The organism is Rhodococcus triatomae (assembly GCF_014217785.1).
In the GTDB taxonomy this organism is placed as follows: domain Bacteria; phylum Actinomycetota; class Actinomycetes; order Mycobacteriales; family Mycobacteriaceae; genus Rhodococcus_F; species Rhodococcus_F triatomae.
The window spans coordinates 4204512-4220808 of sequence record NZ_CP048814.1; the positions used below are offsets into that span (position 1 = coordinate 4204512).

The 16297-nt window shown below is 69.0% G+C and carries 15 protein-coding genes; 5 read left to right on the plus strand and 10 right to left on the minus strand.

The annotated features are described in order from the left end of the window. Positions 1-81: 81 nt before the first annotated feature. The 3 genes from G4H71_RS19985 to G4H71_RS19995 form a co-directional block, all read right to left on the minus strand. Entirely contained in the window at positions 82-1047 is a 966-nt protein-coding gene (locus G4H71_RS19985; protein ID WP_072738659.1) for a sigma-70 family RNA polymerase sigma factor, read from the minus strand. 173 nt (positions 1048-1220) lie between these two features. Then, on the minus strand, positions 1221-2699 hold the full coding sequence (locus tag G4H71_RS19990; RefSeq protein ID WP_072738740.1) for a DUF7782 domain-containing protein: 1479 nt from the start codon (positions 2697-2699) through the stop codon (positions 1221-1223). Positions 2700-2739: 40 nt separating this feature from the next. Further along, positions 2740-3084, minus strand: a complete 345-nt coding sequence (locus tag G4H71_RS19995; protein WP_072738658.1) for a DUF3099 domain-containing protein — start codon at positions 3082-3084, stop codon at positions 2740-2742. A gap of 138 nt (positions 3085-3222) precedes the next feature. Between G4H71_RS19995 and G4H71_RS20000 the strand changes: the two genes are divergently transcribed. Continuing rightward, positions 3223-3459 (plus strand): DUF3039 domain-containing protein, encoded by a 237-nt coding sequence (locus G4H71_RS20000; protein ID WP_072738657.1) that lies wholly within the window; start codon positions 3223-3225, stop codon positions 3457-3459. Here G4H71_RS20000 and G4H71_RS20005 read toward each other — a convergent pair. Then, positions 3432-4598 carry a YihY/virulence factor BrkB family protein gene (locus tag G4H71_RS20005; protein ID WP_072738656.1) on the minus strand — a complete coding sequence of 389 codons (1167 nt, stop codon included), beginning with the start codon at positions 4596-4598 and terminating at the stop codon, positions 3432-3434. The two genes, G4H71_RS20000 and G4H71_RS20005, sit on opposite strands and share 28 nt — an antisense overlap. A gap of 146 nt (positions 4599-4744) precedes the next feature. Here G4H71_RS20005 and G4H71_RS20010 point away from each other — a divergent pair, with 146 nt between their 5' ends. After that, on the plus strand, positions 4745-6496 hold the full coding sequence (locus G4H71_RS20010; RefSeq protein WP_072738655.1) for a DEAD/DEAH box helicase: 1752 nt from the start codon (positions 4745-4747) through the stop codon (positions 6494-6496). Between the two features lie 158 nt (positions 6497-6654). Here the strand turns inward: G4H71_RS20010 and G4H71_RS20015 are convergent, their stop codons facing one another. Continuing rightward, positions 6655-6843 (minus strand): DUF7455 domain-containing protein, encoded by a 189-nt coding sequence (locus G4H71_RS20015; protein WP_072738654.1) that lies wholly within the window; start codon positions 6841-6843, stop codon positions 6655-6657. 262 nt (positions 6844-7105) lie between these two features. Here G4H71_RS20015 and G4H71_RS20020 point away from each other — a divergent pair, with 262 nt between their 5' ends. Both G4H71_RS20020 and G4H71_RS20025 read left to right on the plus strand, forming a co-directional pair. Then, positions 7106-7501, plus strand: a complete 396-nt coding sequence (locus G4H71_RS20020) for a DUF952 domain-containing protein (RefSeq protein ID WP_072738653.1) — start codon at positions 7106-7108, stop codon at positions 7499-7501. Between the two features lie 198 nt (positions 7502-7699). Continuing rightward, a complete protein-coding gene (locus G4H71_RS20025) occupies positions 7700-8434 on the plus strand; it encodes a class I SAM-dependent methyltransferase (RefSeq protein WP_072738739.1) in 735 nt (244 codons plus the stop codon). A gap of 23 nt (positions 8435-8457) precedes the next feature. Here the strand turns inward: G4H71_RS20025 and G4H71_RS20030 are convergent, their stop codons facing one another. Genes G4H71_RS20030 through G4H71_RS20040 form a run of 3 tightly spaced genes read right to left on the minus strand, consistent with a single transcriptional unit; the run spans position 8458 to position 12766 of the window. Further along, complete coding sequence (locus G4H71_RS20030) at positions 8458-9651, minus strand: CaiB/BaiF CoA transferase family protein (RefSeq protein ID WP_072738652.1); 1194 nt, start codon at positions 9649-9651, stop codon at positions 8458-8460. Then, on the minus strand, positions 9648-11369 hold the full coding sequence (locus G4H71_RS20035) for an acyl-CoA dehydrogenase family protein (RefSeq protein WP_072738651.1): 1722 nt from the start codon (positions 11367-11369) through the stop codon (positions 9648-9650). The genes G4H71_RS20030 and G4H71_RS20035 overlap by 4 nt, the downstream gene beginning before the upstream one ends. Positions 11370-11410: 41 nt before the next feature. Next, positions 11411-12766 carry an MFS transporter gene (locus G4H71_RS20040; RefSeq protein ID WP_072738738.1) on the minus strand — a complete coding sequence of 452 codons (1356 nt, stop codon included), beginning with the start codon at positions 12764-12766 and terminating at the stop codon, positions 11411-11413. Positions 12767-12916: 150 nt separating this feature from the next. Between G4H71_RS20040 and G4H71_RS20045 the strand changes: the two genes are divergently transcribed. Then, positions 12917-13801: a LysR substrate-binding domain-containing protein gene (locus G4H71_RS20045; protein ID WP_072738650.1), complete on the plus strand. Its 885-nt coding sequence runs from the start codon at positions 12917-12919 to the stop codon at positions 13799-13801. Positions 13802-13892: 91 nt separating this feature from the next. Here the strand turns inward: G4H71_RS20045 and G4H71_RS20050 are convergent, their stop codons facing one another. Together G4H71_RS20050 and ppgK are read right to left on the minus strand one after the other, a co-directional pair. Next, complete coding sequence (locus G4H71_RS20050) at positions 13893-15236, minus strand: RNA polymerase sigma factor (protein ID WP_072738649.1); 1344 nt, start codon at positions 15234-15236, stop codon at positions 13893-13895. Positions 15237-15431: 195 nt separating this feature from the next. Next, positions 15432-16184, minus strand: a complete 753-nt coding sequence (gene ppgK, locus G4H71_RS20055) for a polyphosphate--glucose phosphotransferase (protein ID WP_072738648.1) — start codon at positions 16182-16184, stop codon at positions 15432-15434. Positions 16185-16297: the final 113 nt, after the last annotated feature.

The following is a 16297-nucleotide window of genomic DNA, read 5'->3' on the forward strand; positions in this document are numbered from 1 at the left end:
GGCACGCACCGGCAGGCTGTGTGACGAGCCGATCACCGGTGCGAGGTCGGTGCGATCAGCTCGCGTACGAGCGCAGGCGCACTAGCTCGCGTACGAGCGCAGGCGCTCGGCGCGATCGCCTTCGCGCAGCTTTCCCATCACTTCGCGTTCGATCTGACGGACCCGCTCACGGGAGAGACCGAACAGCTTGCCGATCTGGTCGAGAGTCCGCGGCTGGCCGTCGTCGAGGCCGTAGCGGAGCCGGATCACCTGCTGCTCGCGCTCGTCGAGGGTGGCGAGGACGGTACGCACGTCGGTGTGCAGCAGGCCGGCGATGACGGCGCTCTCGGCCGACGTCGCCTCGGAATCCTCGATGAAGTCGCCCAACGGCGCCTCTTCGTCGCTGCCGACCGGCATGTCCAGGCTCACCGGATCGCGGCTGTGGTCGAGGAGATCGGCGATCTTCGCCGCCGGGATTCCGGACTCCGCCGACAACTCGTCGTCGGTGGCCTCACGGCCGAGCTGCTGATGCAGCTCCCGCTTGATCCTGGCCAGCTTGTTGACCTGTTCGACCAGGTGGACGGGAAGCCGGATGGTGCGGCTCTGGTCCGCCATTCCGCGGGTGATGGCCTGCCGGATCCACCAGGTCGCGTAGGTCGAGAACTTGAAGCCCTTCGCGTAGTCGAACTTCTCCATCGCGCGGATCAGGCCCAGGTTGCCTTCCTGGATGAGGTCGAGCAGGGGCATGCCGCGGCCCGTGTAGCGCTTGGCCAGGGACACGACGAGGCGCAGGTTCGCCTCGAGCAGGTGGGCACGTGCCGCCTCACCGTCGCGGACGATGGTCGCCAGGTCACGCTTCTTCGCGGCGGTGAGCCGCTTGCCCGTGGCGAGGACGTGCGCGGCGTACAGCCCGGCCTCGATCCGCTTGGACAGCTCGACCTCTTCCTCGGCAGACAGCAGCGCGGTGCGACCGATTCCGTTCAGGTAGACCCGGACCAGGTCTGCTGCTGGGCTCTGCGCGTCGAGATCGGCGGCGCTGGGGCGGATACGAGTGCTGGGGCTTGTCATGACTTGCCTCCTCATCGGTGGTGTCTCATAGGGATCAACGCACCGAGGCGGCAGGAAAGTTCCCGCGGCGATCCGTCCGAACCTTCTCTGACCAGCGAGTTTCCACTGTTCGTCCTGAGAAGTTGCTGAGAACACATCCCTGCTCCCCGAATCGGGAACGGGGCTCGTCCGGATCAGGCCGGCAACACGAGTCCGTGCCGCACGAGCGAATGAACCAGAGGAACCGCAGACTCCGTGAGCTCCGTCACGTCTTCGCCGTGGGCGAGCGCCAGCAGTTCGATCAGTTCCTCCAACACCATCGACGGGCCACTCATTCCCGCGAGGAGGGCGGCGACGAGATCGTCGATGTCGTGCTGCCATCGGGGACCGTTGCCGCGATGCACGCGAACAGCCTTCTGGTCCCAGCCTTCGGCGCCGGGCAGGTACACCCGCTCGAGCGCGGTGTGCGGGTCGACACCGAACCGGCAGGAGAGGACGTCGTGCTCGCGCAGCCACGCCAGCCGCTCGAAGTAGGCCAGTGCCTCGTCGCCGAGTGGGTCGTCGAACCCGTGGGTGAGATCCTCCGCGAGCAGGTCGGTGGCGGCGTCCGTGCGCCTCAGGTACACGAACCCGAAACCGACACCCTCCACGTTCGAGTCCGCCAGATGGGTCAGCCAGTCGGTCGCTCGTTCGGCGGACTGCGGATCACGGGGGTCCAGCCCGCCGTCGCGCATCCACGTTCCGACGTACAACGCCGGATCCGCGACGTCGCGCTGGACCACCCAGGCGTCGACGCCGTGCGCGGGCAGCCAGGAGGCGATCCGGGCTCGCCAGTCCTCACCGGCGACGTGTACCCACGAGGCGAGCAGGACCGCGGTGCCGCCCGGTGCGAGGTGGTCGAGGGCCTGCCGCACGACGAGTTCGCTCGCGCCGTCGAGGTCGAGGCCGGAGTCACGGTAGGTGTGGCGGACCCGAGGGTCTCCGACGACAAACGGCGGGTTGGCGACGATCCGTGCGAACGTGCGCCCGTCGACCGGGTCGAACCACGAACCGGTGAGTAGCTCGATCTCGACCTGGTTGACCGCCGCGGTCGCCCGGGCCAGGTCGATCGCGCGCTCGTTGAGGTCGGTCCCGGTGACCGTGTCGGCACAGTCGGCGCCGTGCAGCGCCTGGATGCCCGAACCGGTGCCGAGGTCGAGGAGTGAGGTGGTGCGGGTGGTCGGGGTGGCCCGCAACAGCGACAGCGACGCGTGCCCCACGCCGAGCACGTGGTCCTTCGTCGTCGTGTGGGGCCGCAGTGCCCCGTCGAGGTCGGAGAAGATCCATCGGGTGCCGTGGCCGAGGTCCACCGGGCGCAGATCGAGCGCCGCACGCACGGCACCGTCCGCGCCGGGCTCGAGCAGGCCCGCGTCGGTCGCGTCGGTCACCTCGAGGGGTGCCAGCGCCCTGACGGCGTCCGCGCGGGGGACGTCGTCGGCGAGGAGGAACAGGCGGATCAGGACGCCCAGGTCTCCGTGGGACCGGGAGGCGAGCCGTACCGGAACCGGCTCGTTCCTGCCGAGGGCCGCGTGTACCTCGGGACCGAGCGCGTCGAGGAGGGTGTCGGTGTCGAACCGGTTGCGCACCAGCGCTCGGCGCAGGGCGGGGGCGATCGAGACGAGTCGGCGAGTCACCAGGACATCCTTGCAGGCCACGTCGACCTCGGCTGTGGAGTCAGCCCTCGATGGTGCGGCGGTGCCCGGACTCGAGGGCGGGGCCGGACGGTGGGTCGTACCGGCTCGGTTCGTCCTTGCGGCGCGGCGGGCGGTCGTTGGCGATGAGGACCGCGATCCACGGTAGCGGGATGGACGCGCCGACGATCGCCATCGAGATCCACGGATTGCTCCATGCCCCGTACGCGAGCGCAGCCAGCACCAGCGCGGGAATGCGGAACGACATGAGGATCATGTACTTCCGGACCCGCTTGCGATGCTGTTCCTCGAACGACTCGGCAGCCTCGGTGATGAGGACGGGGTTGCCGGACGAACCCGATTCGCCGGAGACGCCGCTTCGTGCCATGCCCCCTACTGTTCCACTCCCGCGGGGCGATTGCACCATCGGGGCTCGAGGCGATGCCGAGCGCGGCGCTGCGCGGCGTACGGAATCCGCGCCGCACCTCGGGGGGAATCGGCGCGGCGATTGGGGCATCATGGAGGGGTGAGCACTCAGATCAAGGAACGCCCCGAGGTCACCGACGATCCGTCGACCGACGACGACGCGCCGAAGTTCTTCCACTACGTGAAGAAGAACAAGATCGCCGAGAGCGCGGTCATGGGTACCCATGTGGTCGCCCTCTGCGGCGAGGTCTTTCCCGTGACGAAGTCCGCGAAGCCGGGATCGCCGGTGTGCCCGGACTGCAAGAAGATCTACGAGGGTCTCCGCAAGGGCGACTGAACGCGCCCGGCGTCGCCGTCCGCTCCGGGCTCGTCGGGGCGCTCGGGCGCGCCGTCCTGCCCGGGTGGCGGCTCCGCCGACTCGCTGCGACCGCCTGCCGTGTCGGTGACCTGCCGGATCGGTCCGGTGGCCAGGCGCCAGGTCAGCGTCGTCACCGGGCGCACGCTCTCCACGCCCTCCGCCGCCGCCTGTGCCGCCAGCCACTCGCGCATCTGCTCGATGCGGGTGGCCCGCGCGGGCCAGAACTCCTGGATGGTCGCGTTGAACTCGGCACCGAGCACGACGGCGAAGCCGAGGAAGAACGTGAACAGCAGGAAGGCGATCGGGGCCGCGAGTGCTCCGTAGGTGTATCCGGTGCCGGTGACCCACGACAGGTACCAGCGGAGACCACTGCTCGCGGCGAGGAAGAACCCGCCCGCGACGAGTGCGCCCCCGAGAAGCCGGTGCCACGGCAGCGACTTGTGCAGGGCGACCTTGTACAGGGTGGTCAGTCCGACGATGAGCAGCAGCCCGACCGCCGGGTAGTAGAACGTGTCCACGATCTCACTGCCCACCGAGCGCCAGGATTCGGGGAGTACCCGCCCGAGCAGAGTCGGACCGAGGGCGACCAGCGGCAGGGTGAACACGGCGAGGATGAGGAAGATCACATACAGCAGCAGCGCGAAGAACCGCTGCCACACGGGGTGACGCGCATCCTGCTGTCCGTGCGCCTCCACGATCGAGTCCACGAACGTGGAGATCGCCGACGAACCCGCCCACAGGGAGAGCAGGAAACCCAGGGACACGATCTCGAGCCGCCCGCGGGCGAGTACGTCGCCGACGGTCGGTTCGATGAGTTGCTCCACCACGCTGTCGCTGAACACGGTTCCGCTGAAGGTGATGATCTTCTGCCGGATGATCGTCACGGTGTCCGGGCCGAACCATCCGCCCACGTAGCCGAGCATTCCGAGGAGTCCGAGCAACAGCGGAGGAAGGGACAGGGTCTGCCAGAAGGCGGCGGTCGCCGCTTTTCCGAAGATCGAGTCGTCCCACGCCTTCGTGGCGGTGCGGGCGATCACCTGCCAGGTTCGCCGTAACGGATGCCAACCTCCGCCGGGAGCCGAAGGGTCCCGGCCGGCGGGTGCTGACGATTCGCTCATGATGTCTTCCAGGATTCCTCACAAAACGCTCGGATGCCTACTGTCGCGACGTTGTGTCGGAATGTGGCGTTAGGCTTTCGGGGTTGTTCGACGGTCTGTGAGGAGTGCGAGGAAACGGTGCGTGTGGTCGTGGGGAGTGCTGCCCGGTGAGTTCCGAGACGATTCCGTCGCAGCCGTCGTCCGACACCGGGCCGGCCCGACCGGCGGCGGCGCTGCGCGCCTGGCAGCGGCGGGCACTCACGAAATATCTCACGGTCGGGCCGCGGGACTTCCTCGCCGTCGCGACGCCCGGCGCCGGTAAGACCACCTTCGCGCTGCGGGTGGCCGCGGAGTTGCTCGGTGATCGTACGGTGGACCAGATCACCGTCGTGGCTCCGACGGAGCACCTCAAACACCAGTGGGCGGAGTCCGCGGCGCGGGTGGGGATCGCCCTCGACTCCCGGTTCTCGAACTCGACGGGGCAGACGTCGAGCGACTACCAGGGCGTCGTCGTCACCTACGCGCAGATCGCCTCGCACCCGTTCAAGCATCGAGTCCGTACCGAGGCTCGCCGCACACTCGTGATCCTGGACGAGATCCATCACGGGGGAGACGCCAAGAGCTGGGGCGAAGGCATCCGCGAGGCGTTCGACGGGGCCACCCGCAGGCTCGCGCTGACCGGAACGCCGTTCCGCAGTGACGACAGCCCGATCCCGTTCGTCACGTACGAGCCGGACAACGAGGGCCTGATGCGGTCGAAGGCCGACCACGCCTATGGGTACTCCGACGCCCTCGCCGACGGCGTCGTCCGTCCGGTCGTCTTTCTCGCCTACTCCGGCGAGGCCAGGTGGCGCAACAGCGCAGGCGACGAGTTCACCGCTCGGCTCGGTGAGCCGCTCAGTGCCGAGCAGACCGCACGCGCCTGGCGCACTGCTCTCGATCCCGCCGGAGAATGGATACCGGCCGTCCTGCACGCCGCGGACGTGCGTCTCGGCCAGTTGCGCGCGGGCGGGATGCCGGACGCGGGCGGCCTGGTCATCGCGACCGATCAGACCGTCGCCCGCGACTACGCGAAGCTGCTGACCTCGATCACCGGCGAGGAGCCGACGGTCGTTCTGTCCGACGATCCGACCGCCTCCCGGCGCATCGCCGAGTTCGCGGCGAGCAACCAGAAGTGGATGGTCGCGGTCCGGATGGTGTCCGAGGGCGTCGACGTGCCGCGTCTGGCCGTCGGCGTGTACGCCACCAGCGCGTCCACTCCGCTGTATTTCGCACAGGCGATCGGTCGTTTCGTGCGGTCGCGGAGCAAGGGCGAGACCGCGAGCGTGTTCCTGCCTTCGGTGCCGGTGCTGCTGGACCTCGCGAGCCAGCTCGAGGCGCAACGGGACCACGTCCTGGGCAAGCCCCATCGTGAGAAGGACGGGCTCGACGACGACCTACTGGCCGACGCGAACCGCCAGAAGGACGAGCCGGGGGAGGAGGAGAAGGCGTTCACCTCGCTCGGTGCCGACGCCGAGCTCGACCAGGTGATCTACGACGGTTCGTCCTTCGGGACGGCCACCTTCTCGGGGACTGCGGAGGAGGCGGACTATCTCGGTCTTCCCGGTCTCCTCGACGCCGAGCAGATGCGCGCACTGTTGCGGCAGCGTCAGTCCGATCAGCTCGAGCGCAAGGCCAAGGAGGAGCAGGCGCAGGTCCGGCAGGCGCCACCGGAGGTCGCCGACCGGGTGGCCGCAGCCGGTCAGCTCGCGCAACTGCGCCGCGAACTCAACTCCCTGGTGGCGATGCACCATCACCGGACCGGGAAGCCGCACGGTGTGATCCACGGGGAGCTGCGCCGCGTGTGCGGCGGCCCTCCGACGGCGATCGCCTCGGTCGAACAGCTCACCGATCGGATCTCCACGCTGCGGCAATGGTGAGGGCGGGGCGGGAAGAGATCGGCCCGGAAGAAGATGGGCCCGGAAGAAGTGGGCCCGGAAGAGACGAGACCGGCGAGTGCAGGATGCACTCGCCGGTCTCGGATTCGGTGGGGGAGGTGACTGCGCGAAGGATCTCGCGCCTCACCCGGACTGACAGGTCAGAGGGCGCTCTCACCGGAGATCGTGGCGTTCAGCTCACGCAACCGGTCGGTGTGCTCGTTGGCGTGGTGGCCGCAGAAGAGAAGCTCTCCTCCGGTCGGGAGCACGGCACGTACCCGAGCGCCGGCTCCGCACCGATCGCAGCGATCGGCAGCCGTCAACTGGGGACTGGTCAGTGTTCCGGGCATGACTCCTCCGTCCTGGCATTTCGGCTCAACGCCTCGCGCCTGGGGCTGGTCCGCCGCGTCGATGTTGCGCGGTGGATCTACTCTGTCAGACGTTTGGGATTCACGCCTTGTTCCCCGATCCGTATGTCGCCGTTGTCACGTAGGTCGAACACGGCAGGCCAGCAGGTATTCCCTCCAGCGTGTTCGCGCTCGGCTGAAGTGAGTCGGGACGCGGGTTCGGGCGCGCCGCGCGGGTGAGTCCGCGCGCGATAGGGTCGCGGTCGTGACGGCATCCGGCGGCGACAGCACGACATCCTCCGCGGCACCCCCGCCCGGATTCCTGCTGCATCTGTGCGACGTGGCCGAGTGGGAACAGGTACGCGAGGGTGAATATCTGGTGCCGGCCCGGTTCGAGGAGGACGGATTCGTGCATCTGTCCACTCCGCAGCAGGTTCACCTCCCGGCCGGACGCCTGTTCGCCGGCCGCACGGACCTGCTGGCACTGCACGTCGATCCTGCCCGTCTGGCCGCCCCCGTGCGGTGGGAACCGGGCGTACCGTCCGATCTGGAGTCCCTGCTGTTTCCCCACCTGTACGGGCCGCTGCCGATCGCGGCGATCGTCCGGGCCGTGCCGTATCTGCCGGGCCCCGACGGCGCCTTCCCGCCGCTCGCCTCCTGACTTGCGCCGCCCGTCCTGTCCTCACCGCGCGTTCCCTGCCGTCGGCACGATGTCCGCCTGCCGTCGGCACGATGTCACAGGGTGTCGATCTGAGCGAAACCCTGTGACATCGTCCCGGGAAGGGCGACGATGCGGGCGAGGCAATGTGACATCGTGCCGGTGCGCGGACCGGGGCGGGCGACGAGTGAGGACGGGGCCGTGACACGTGAGCATGCGGACGGGGCCGGCCGATCGTTCGGCGAGGCGGCCACCGCCTACGAGACGGGGCGCCCGGACTACCCGCAGGACTTCGTGGACGAGGTCCTCCCGCCGGCACCGAGCCTCGTGGCCGATGTGGGGGCCGGTACCGGGAAGCTGACTCGGGTGGTGCGGCGGACCGGGCGCGACGTCGTGGCGGTGGACCCGGACGCACGCATGCTCGAACGGCTGTCCGCGGCCTCTCCCGAGGTGCGGACCCGAGTCGGAACAGGCGAGTCGCTGCCGTTGCCGGACGCGAGCGTCGACGCCGTCGTGTTCGGTCAGGCGTGGCACTGGGTGGATCCGCCGCGTGCCGCCGCCGAGGCGGCGCGGGTGCTGCGCGCATCCGGTCCGCTGGTGCTGCTGTGGAACATCCGTGACCTCCGCGACGGCTTCGCCCGCACCCTCGCCGAACTGATCGGCGACTCACCCGCCGAGACGTTGATCGACGGACCCGGACCCGTGGTGCCGGCGCCGTTCGGTCCACTCGAACACCTGACCGTCGACTGGGTACGGGAGATGACCACCGGTCAGCTACTCGAGATGGTCGCCAGCCGTAGCACCCTGATCGACGCGTCCGTTGCCGAGCGGAATCGCATCCTGGCGGCGGTCCGCGAGATGACCGGAGGCGGACCGGTGCGGTTGCCGTACGTCACGCACGCGTTCGTCACCCGCCGGCCCGCCACCGGTCGCTGACCGAGGCGGCGGGTCCCGGTCGCTCAGGTCGCCGCCGGAGCCCGGTGCCGCGCCAGCACCTCGTCCGTGTCGGCGCCCAGGACCGGGGGAGCGGACGTCATCGACGGGCGACGGCCGGCGAAGGACACCGGGAACGCGATCTGGTTCAGCGGCCCGACCGTCGGGTGCGGCACCGTCCGAATCATCCCCAACGCCTGCGTGTGGGGATCGGCGTAGATCTCGTCGAGGTGCCGGATCGGCGACACCGGAACGGAATGGGCGGTGAGGGTGTCGCACCATTGCTCCACGGTTCCGGTCGCGAACGCGGCGGCCAACTCCTCCTCGAGCAGCGTGTGATTCTCGACCCGGTCGCGGTTGTGCCGGAATCGCGGATCGTCGGTGAGATCGTCGCGCCCGATCGCGGTGCACAGCGCCGCCCAGAGCGTGTCGTTGCCGACAGCCACGACGAAGTGTCCGTCCGAGGCCGGGAATGCCTGGTAGGGAGCCAGATTCGGATGGGCGGACCCCATGGCCTGCGGCCGCTGCCCGGTGGCGAAGTAGTTGGTGGCCCAGTTCACGTGCAGCGCGAGCTGGCATTCGAACAGGGAGGTGGTGACGTACTGGCCGCGGCCCGTCCGGGCTCGCTCGACGAGGGCGGCCAGCAGGCCCACCAGGCCGAACAGGGCGGCACCGAGGTCGCCCATCGCGAACCCGGCCTTCATCGGTGCCCCACCCGGCTCACCGGTGAGCGACATCAGTCCGCCTGCTGCCTGGGCGATCATGTCGTACCCCGGCTCGTCCCGCAGCGGGCCGTCCTCGCCGAACGCCGAAATGTGCAGGACGATCAGGTGCGGATACTGCTCGGACAGCTCCGCGTAGTCGAAGATCTTCTGTAATCCGCTGCCGGGCTTGAAGTTCTCCACGACGACATCGGTCTCCGCGAGCATCTCGTGGATGATCCGCCTGCCCTCCTCCGACTTCAGGTCGACGGTGACCGACTTCTTCCCCCGATTGACCGCGAGGTAATAGGTGGCGTCCGCGCCGACGAACGGCGGGCCCCACGAGCGGGTCGGGTCCCCGCCGTCGGGGTGTTCGATCTTGGTGACGTCGGCCCCGAGATCCGCGAGCGACATCGTGGCGTAGGGCCCGGCGAGGATCTTGGAGAGGTCGAGGACTCGGATGCCGGCGAGGGGCGCCGGGGAGCGGCCGGCGTCGGGGCCGTGGTCGGTGATGTTCATCGGAGGGCTCCTGTCGTGGTGAGTGCGCGGGGAGAGGCGGCGGACGCGGCGTCGCGGCTCACGTCGGTGCCGTCCACGACGGCGTCGAGGTGGGTCGTCGCCACTCGACACGGCTGTCCGGCGATGCCGGTGAGGTACGCGTGGGCGACGAGCAGCGAGCGGTGGCCGGCGCCACGTGCGAGGGCGTCGTCGGCGAGGTCGTAGAGCAGTGTCGCCATCGTGGTGCGAGCCAGATCGTCGGTGTAGCGGGCACATTCGGCCTGGGCGACATCGTCGTCGCCGGAGAGCATCCGGTCCCCACGTTCTTCGAGAACGTCCCACCGGTGGGCGAGTTCGTCGCGTCCGTCCGCGCAGTCGTCGCCGAGCGCGGCGAGGACGGTACGCATGGCACCGGCGAGGGTCCGATGTCCGTCGGCCTTGCGCATGCACCGCAGCACGTCGAGCGCGATGACGTTGCTCGAGCCCTCCCAGATGGATCCGAGATGGGCGTCGCGCAGCAGGCGGGCGGACACCCAGTCCTCGATGTACCCGTTGCCGCCGCGAATCTCCATGGACTCGCCGGTCACGGAGCGGGCCCGCTTGCACACGTGGTGCTTCGCGACGGGAGTGAGGATGCGGACGAGGCTGCGTGCCTCGGGATCTCCCGCGTCCGCGGCCTGCAGGCGCGTGCTGCTGTAGGCGACGAGCGCGAGTGCCGCCTCGGCGTCGAGTGCGAGAGGAAGGAGGGTCGCGCGCATCAGGGGCTGATCGAACAGGCGCTTGCCGAAGACTTCCCGGCTGCGGACGTGGTCGACGGCCTCGCGCACGGCACGACGCATCAGCGCGGCCGAGCGCATGGCGTTGGACAGCCGCGACGTGTTCACCATCTCGGCCATCTGCCGGAACCCGCGGTCGAGATCACCGACCTGCAGCGCATAGGCGCCGTGCAGGGTGACCTCGCCACTGGGCATCGACCGCGTACCCATCTTGTCCTTGAGTCGGTCGATCGTGTACGCGTTGTGATCGCCGTTCCCGAGTGTTCGGGGCACCATGAACATTCCGACGCCGCGCGTGCTGCCGGGCGCCCCGCCGGGGAAACGGGCCAGGGTCACGACGACGTCCGCGTCGGGGTTGGACGCGAACCACTTGCGTCCGGTGAGGCGCCACCCGGTTCCGTCGGAATCGGGTACCGCCTGCGTCTCGGTGCGGGCGATGTCGGTCCCGGCCTGGATCTCGGTCATGAACATCGCGCCGGTCATCGACCGGTCGGGATCGGTGGAGGAGAGCGCGTCGATCCAGGGCGCGAACACCTCGGGGTCGCCGAACATCCGGAGAGTGCGGGCGGCGGCGTCGGTCATCGACACGGGGCAGGCGAGCCCGAACTCGGCTTGGACGAAGACGTACGAGGCGAGGTACTTCACGAGATGGGGCGGAACCGTGTCCCAGCCGTGCAGGCCCGCGCGGTGCGAGAGAGCGGACAGCCCGTACTCGCTGTAGGCGGCGCGGCAGAGCTCGAGGTAGGCGGGGTGGTACGCGATCCGGTCGACGCGAGTTCCGTCGCGATCGAACTGCTCGAGAGTGGGCGGATTCTTGTCGGCAGTCGCGGCGAGCGTGTCGAGACGCCCGGCGGCATCCGCACCGAGTCGGTCGAGGAGCGGGTCGAGCAGCGCGCGGTCGGACGGGGCGATCCAGCGGTCGAGAACCGCGTGCAGTGCCGGGTCGCGGTGCGTGAAGTTCATGGTGGCGCAGGGCCTTTCTTCGGGAGCGGGGGACGGTTCGGTCACGAGCGGCTGCCGACGCGGTCGGGGACGACGGCGACGGTGGGGGAGTCGGCGGTGCCGCGGGCGAGCAGGAGCGACATGCACACGACGGAGATCAGGACATAGCCGATGCCGAGGCCCACCACCGGCCAGATCGACGCGGTGCGGGTGAGGAGGAACTGGCTGGCCATCGGGGCGGTGCCGGCGAACAGGGCCGTCGACATCTGGTACGAGAGCGAGATTCCGGTATAGCGGACCTCGGTCGGGAACACCTGGGCGAGGATCCCGGCGAGTGCCGCGTAGTACATCGCGTGCGGCGCGGTCGCGAGCACCATGCCGAGGACGGCGAGTGGGAGAGAGCCGGTCTGGATCAGGACGAACATCAGCGGGAGCAGGACCAGCTCCGGCAGGAGCATCCAGAGCACTGCGCGGGCGGGTGCCATCCGCGTCGCGAGTACGGCTCCGAGCGGTTGCAGGATCACCTGGGCGACCAGGGCGATCGTGATGACCAGGAGGAACTCGCTGCGCGCGAAACCGAGTTCGGAGGTGGCCCACGCGAGGGCGAAGGTGGTCTTGACGTAGGTGATGGCGACTCCGGCGACGACGGCCCCGATTCCGAGCACCACGACGGCGCGATGGTTGCGCAGGACCTCGACGAGCGGGATACGGGTGCGCTCCTGGTTGGCGGAGGCCTTCCGCATCTCCGGTGTCTCGGAGATCCGCAGCCGGATGTACAGGGCGACGACGATCAGCGCGGCGGAGGCGAGGAAGGGGATCCGCCAGCCCCAGCTCTCGAAGGCCGCATCGGACAGCGCGGTCAGTCCGAGGAAGGTCACCGTCGCCAGCAGATTGCCCACCGGCGAACCCTGTTGTGCGAACGCTCCGTACAGGACCTTCTTTCCCGGTGGCGCGAACTCCGTGGCGATGAGTACGGCGCCGCCCCACTCGCCGCCCATCGCGATCCCCTGCAGGATGCGCAGCAACACCAGGATGATCGGAGCCCAGACGCCGATCTGCGCGTAGGTGGGCAGTAGTCCGACTCCGACGGTCCCGATACCCATGAGCAGCAGCGTGATGATGACGGCGTTCTTGCGACCGAACTTGTCGCCGAAGTGTCCGAAGATCACCCCGCCGAGTGGCCGGGCGACGAATCCGACGGCGAAGGTGGCGAACGCGGCCAGCGTGCCGACGGCAGGGGAGACGTCGGGGAAGAAGAGGCGGCCGAGCACGAGCGCCGACGCCGTTCCGTAGATGTAGAAGTCGAACCACTCGATGGTGGTACCGACGAATGCCGTGACTCCGGCCCGCTTGGCCTGACGGGGGTTGTAGGCGGGCGCGGCGGGGGCGTCGGTGTTCGGAGGTTGTGCGGTGCTCACGGAATCTCCCTGGCATGTGGAGGTGGCCGTCACGAGGACGATGAAGAAGAGATCGACATCACTATGAGCCCGGAGACCGTGTACTGTCCAAGACCTAATCGCAGAGGATCAAGAGCCTGGCACACATAATCGAACGGGTCGGAGGCAGAGATGGAATTGCGCCAGCTGCACGCGTTCCTGGCGGTGGCGGAGGAACTGCACTTCGGTCGAGCGGCCGAGCGGCTTCATCTGGCGCAATCGCCGCTGAGTCAGACGATCCGGGCGCTCGAACGCGAACTCGGCGCACGATTGTTCGAGCGCACCACCCGGTCGGTTCGCCTCACCGCGGCGGGTGAGGCGCTACTGACACCCGCGCGCATCATCGACGCCCAGGTCGATGCCGCGCGGCGCGTCACGCGAGCAGCCGGTGCGGGAGAAACCGGACGTGTCAGTGTCGGATTCGGCGGTGCCAGCGGGTACGCCGTGCTCTCCGCCCTCACCCGTGAACTGGCGGAGAGCTCGCCGGGGATCGAACTCGACCTGCGGCCTCAGATGTACTCGGGCGAGGTGGTCGAGTCGCTGGCACGCGGGACGCTCGACATGGGGATCGTCGGGCTCCCCGTCCCCGCCGGGCTGGCCACGCGGGTCGTACGCCGCGAATCGCTCGTCCTCGCCGTCCCCGACGGCCACGCCCTGGCTACTCGCGCCGAGATCGTCCCGGCGGATCTGGCGGGCGAGCGCTTCGTGGCGTACCCGTCCGATCACGGTTCGGTGGTGCGCGACGCGACGACGGCGCTCTGCGCGGACGCCGGATTCGCGCCGGTCGTCGCACACGAGGCGCCCGACCCCTACAGCCTTCTGGCGATGGTGGGCGCCGGCCTGGGAGTCGCCGTGGTCGTCCAGTCCACGGTGCGGATCACCCTCGACGGCGTCGTCTACGTTCCCCTGATGTCGGACGCTCCCACGCTGCCGATCGCGCTCGCCTGGGACGGTGCGCATCCGTCGCCCGCGGTGCGGACGGTGGTGCGCCTGCTCGACGCGGTGGTCGACGGGTGAGGGCCACCACGACGCACGACACCGGCGCCGCACAGGGCGGCGCCGGTGTCGTGCGCGATTGATCGGTGTCGTGCGCGAATGATCCGGTCGATCAGTCCAGGTAGTCGCGCAGTACCTGGGACCGCGACGGGTGCCGGAGCTTGGACATCGTCTTCGACTCGATCTGACGGATGCGCTCGCGGGTGACGCCGTACACCTGGCCGATCTCGTCCAGCGTGCGGGGCTGGCCGTCGGTGAGGCCGAAGCGCAGCCGCACGACGCCGGCCTCGCGCTCGGAGAGGGTGTCGAGCACCGACTGGAGCTGATCCTGCAGCAGGGTGAACGACACCGCGTCGACCGCGACGACCGCTTCCGAATCCTCGATGAAGTCGCCGAGCTGGCTGTCGCCCTCGTCGCCGATCGTCTGGTCGAGCGAGATGGGTTCACGCGCGTACTGCTGGATCTCCAGCACCTTCTCGGGCGTGATGTCCATTTCCTTCGCGAGTTCCTCCGGAGTCGGCTCGCGGCCGAGGTCCTGGAGCAGCTCACGCTGGATGCGGCCGAGCTTGTTGATGACCTCGACCATGTGCACGGGAATGCGGATGGTGCGGGCCTGGTCGGCCATGGCGCGCGTGATGGCCTGGCGGATCCACCACGTGGCGTAGGTGGAGAACTTGTAGCCCTTCGTGTAGTCGAACTTCTCGACTGCACGGATCAGGCCGAGGTTGCCCTCCTGGATCAGGTCCAGGAACGCCATCCCACGCCCCGTGTACCGCTTGGCCAGCGAGACGACCAATCGCAGGTTGGCCTCGAGGAGGTGGTTCTTCGCGCGGTTACCGTCGCGGCAGATCCAGGACATGTCGCGGCGCTGCGCGGCGGGCAGCTTCTCGCCCTTCTCGGCGAGTTCCTGCATCAACTGCGTGGCATAGAGACCGGCCTCGATCCGTTTCGCGAGCTCGACCTCCTCTTCCGCGTTGAGCAGCGCGACCTTGCCGATCTGCTTGAGGTATGCCCGCACCGAGTCCGCGGATGCGGTGAGTTCGGCATCCTTGCGGGCCTGCCGCAGGGCCTCGGACTCTTCCTCGTCCCAGACGAAGTCGCCGGAAGCCTTGTCCTTCTCGGACGGCTCCTCGACCTCCTCGGCGGTCTCGACCTCGACGACCTCGGTCGCGGCGAGGTCGCCCTCGGTGACCTCGATGTCCTCGATGTCGACTTCGGCGTCGCCGTCCTCGGCATCGCCCGGCTTCTTCGTGCCGGCCTTGCCCGCGGCCTTCTTCGCCGCTGCCTTCTTGGCCGGAGCCTTGCGGGCAGCCTTCTTGGCAGGTGCCTTCTTCGCGGCCTTCTTGGCAGGTGCCTTCTTGGCCGGAGCGGAGCCGTCGGCCGCCTCGGCGGCGGGTCCTTCCGGTTCCGTCTGCGAAGCAGATTCAGCAGTCTGACGTGTATCGGTGGCTGCCACGTACGCCCTTTCGTGACGGTGTCGTGCGGCGTCGCGCCAGAGTGATGGTCCGGCGGAGAGGTCTGTTGGTTCTGCCCTGGCGCGCAGCCGGGCTCCTTCATTGTAACGACCGATTCGGACTTGCCCGTAAGTACCGACGTCGGAGCGCCGCGGCGTGGCGTCCGGACGTCGTCCACGCGGGGCGGCCCGGCTCGCTCAGGGAGCGATTCCCGCCTCCACCGCGAGCGCTGCACCGACGATACCCGCGGTGTTGCGGAGTGCCGCGGGAACGACCGGCGTGCGGTTGGTCAGGTGCGGGATCCACTTGTCGTGCTTGCGGCTGATTCCGCCGCCGGCGATGAACAGATCCGGCCAGAGCAGTTCCTCGAACCGGATGAGGACCTTCGACACCTGCTTGGCCCAGTCCTTGTAGGAGAGATCGTGATCTTCCTTCACCGACGAGGCCGCGCGGTGCTCGGCCTCCTTGCCGTGGACTTCCATGTGACCGAACTCGGTGTTGGGGATCAGGACGCCGTCGTGCAGCAGCGCCGACCCGATGCCGGTACCGAAGGTGAGCAGAATCGTCAGGCCCCGGCGGTCGCGCCCGGCGCCGAAAGTGTCCTCGGCGAGGCCTGCGGCGTCGGCGTCGTTGAGGACCGTCACCGCCCGCCCGCCCAGCGCGTCGCCGAACAGGGCCCGCGCGTCCGTACCGATCCACGACGGATCGATGTTGGCCGCCGTGCGGGCGATCCCGCCGGTGACGACACCCGGAATCGTGACCCCGACGGGGCCGGACCAGCCGGCGAGACGGGTGATCTCGGCGACGGTGTCCGCGACGGCATCGGGGGTGGACGGCTGCGGAGTGAGGATCTTGATCCGGTCGCCGACGAGTTCGCCGGTGTCGAGGTCGACCAGTGCGCCCTTGACTCCGCTACCGCCGACGTCGACGCCGAAGCCGTGTCTTCCCATGGGTGCTCTCCTCCAGGACGTGAGACGGGCGTGTTGCGACGAGGGCAACAGTAGTGCGTGTGGATGGTGACAGGCGCCCGATACGACGCGCTCCCGGTGCGGCGGGGGATCGG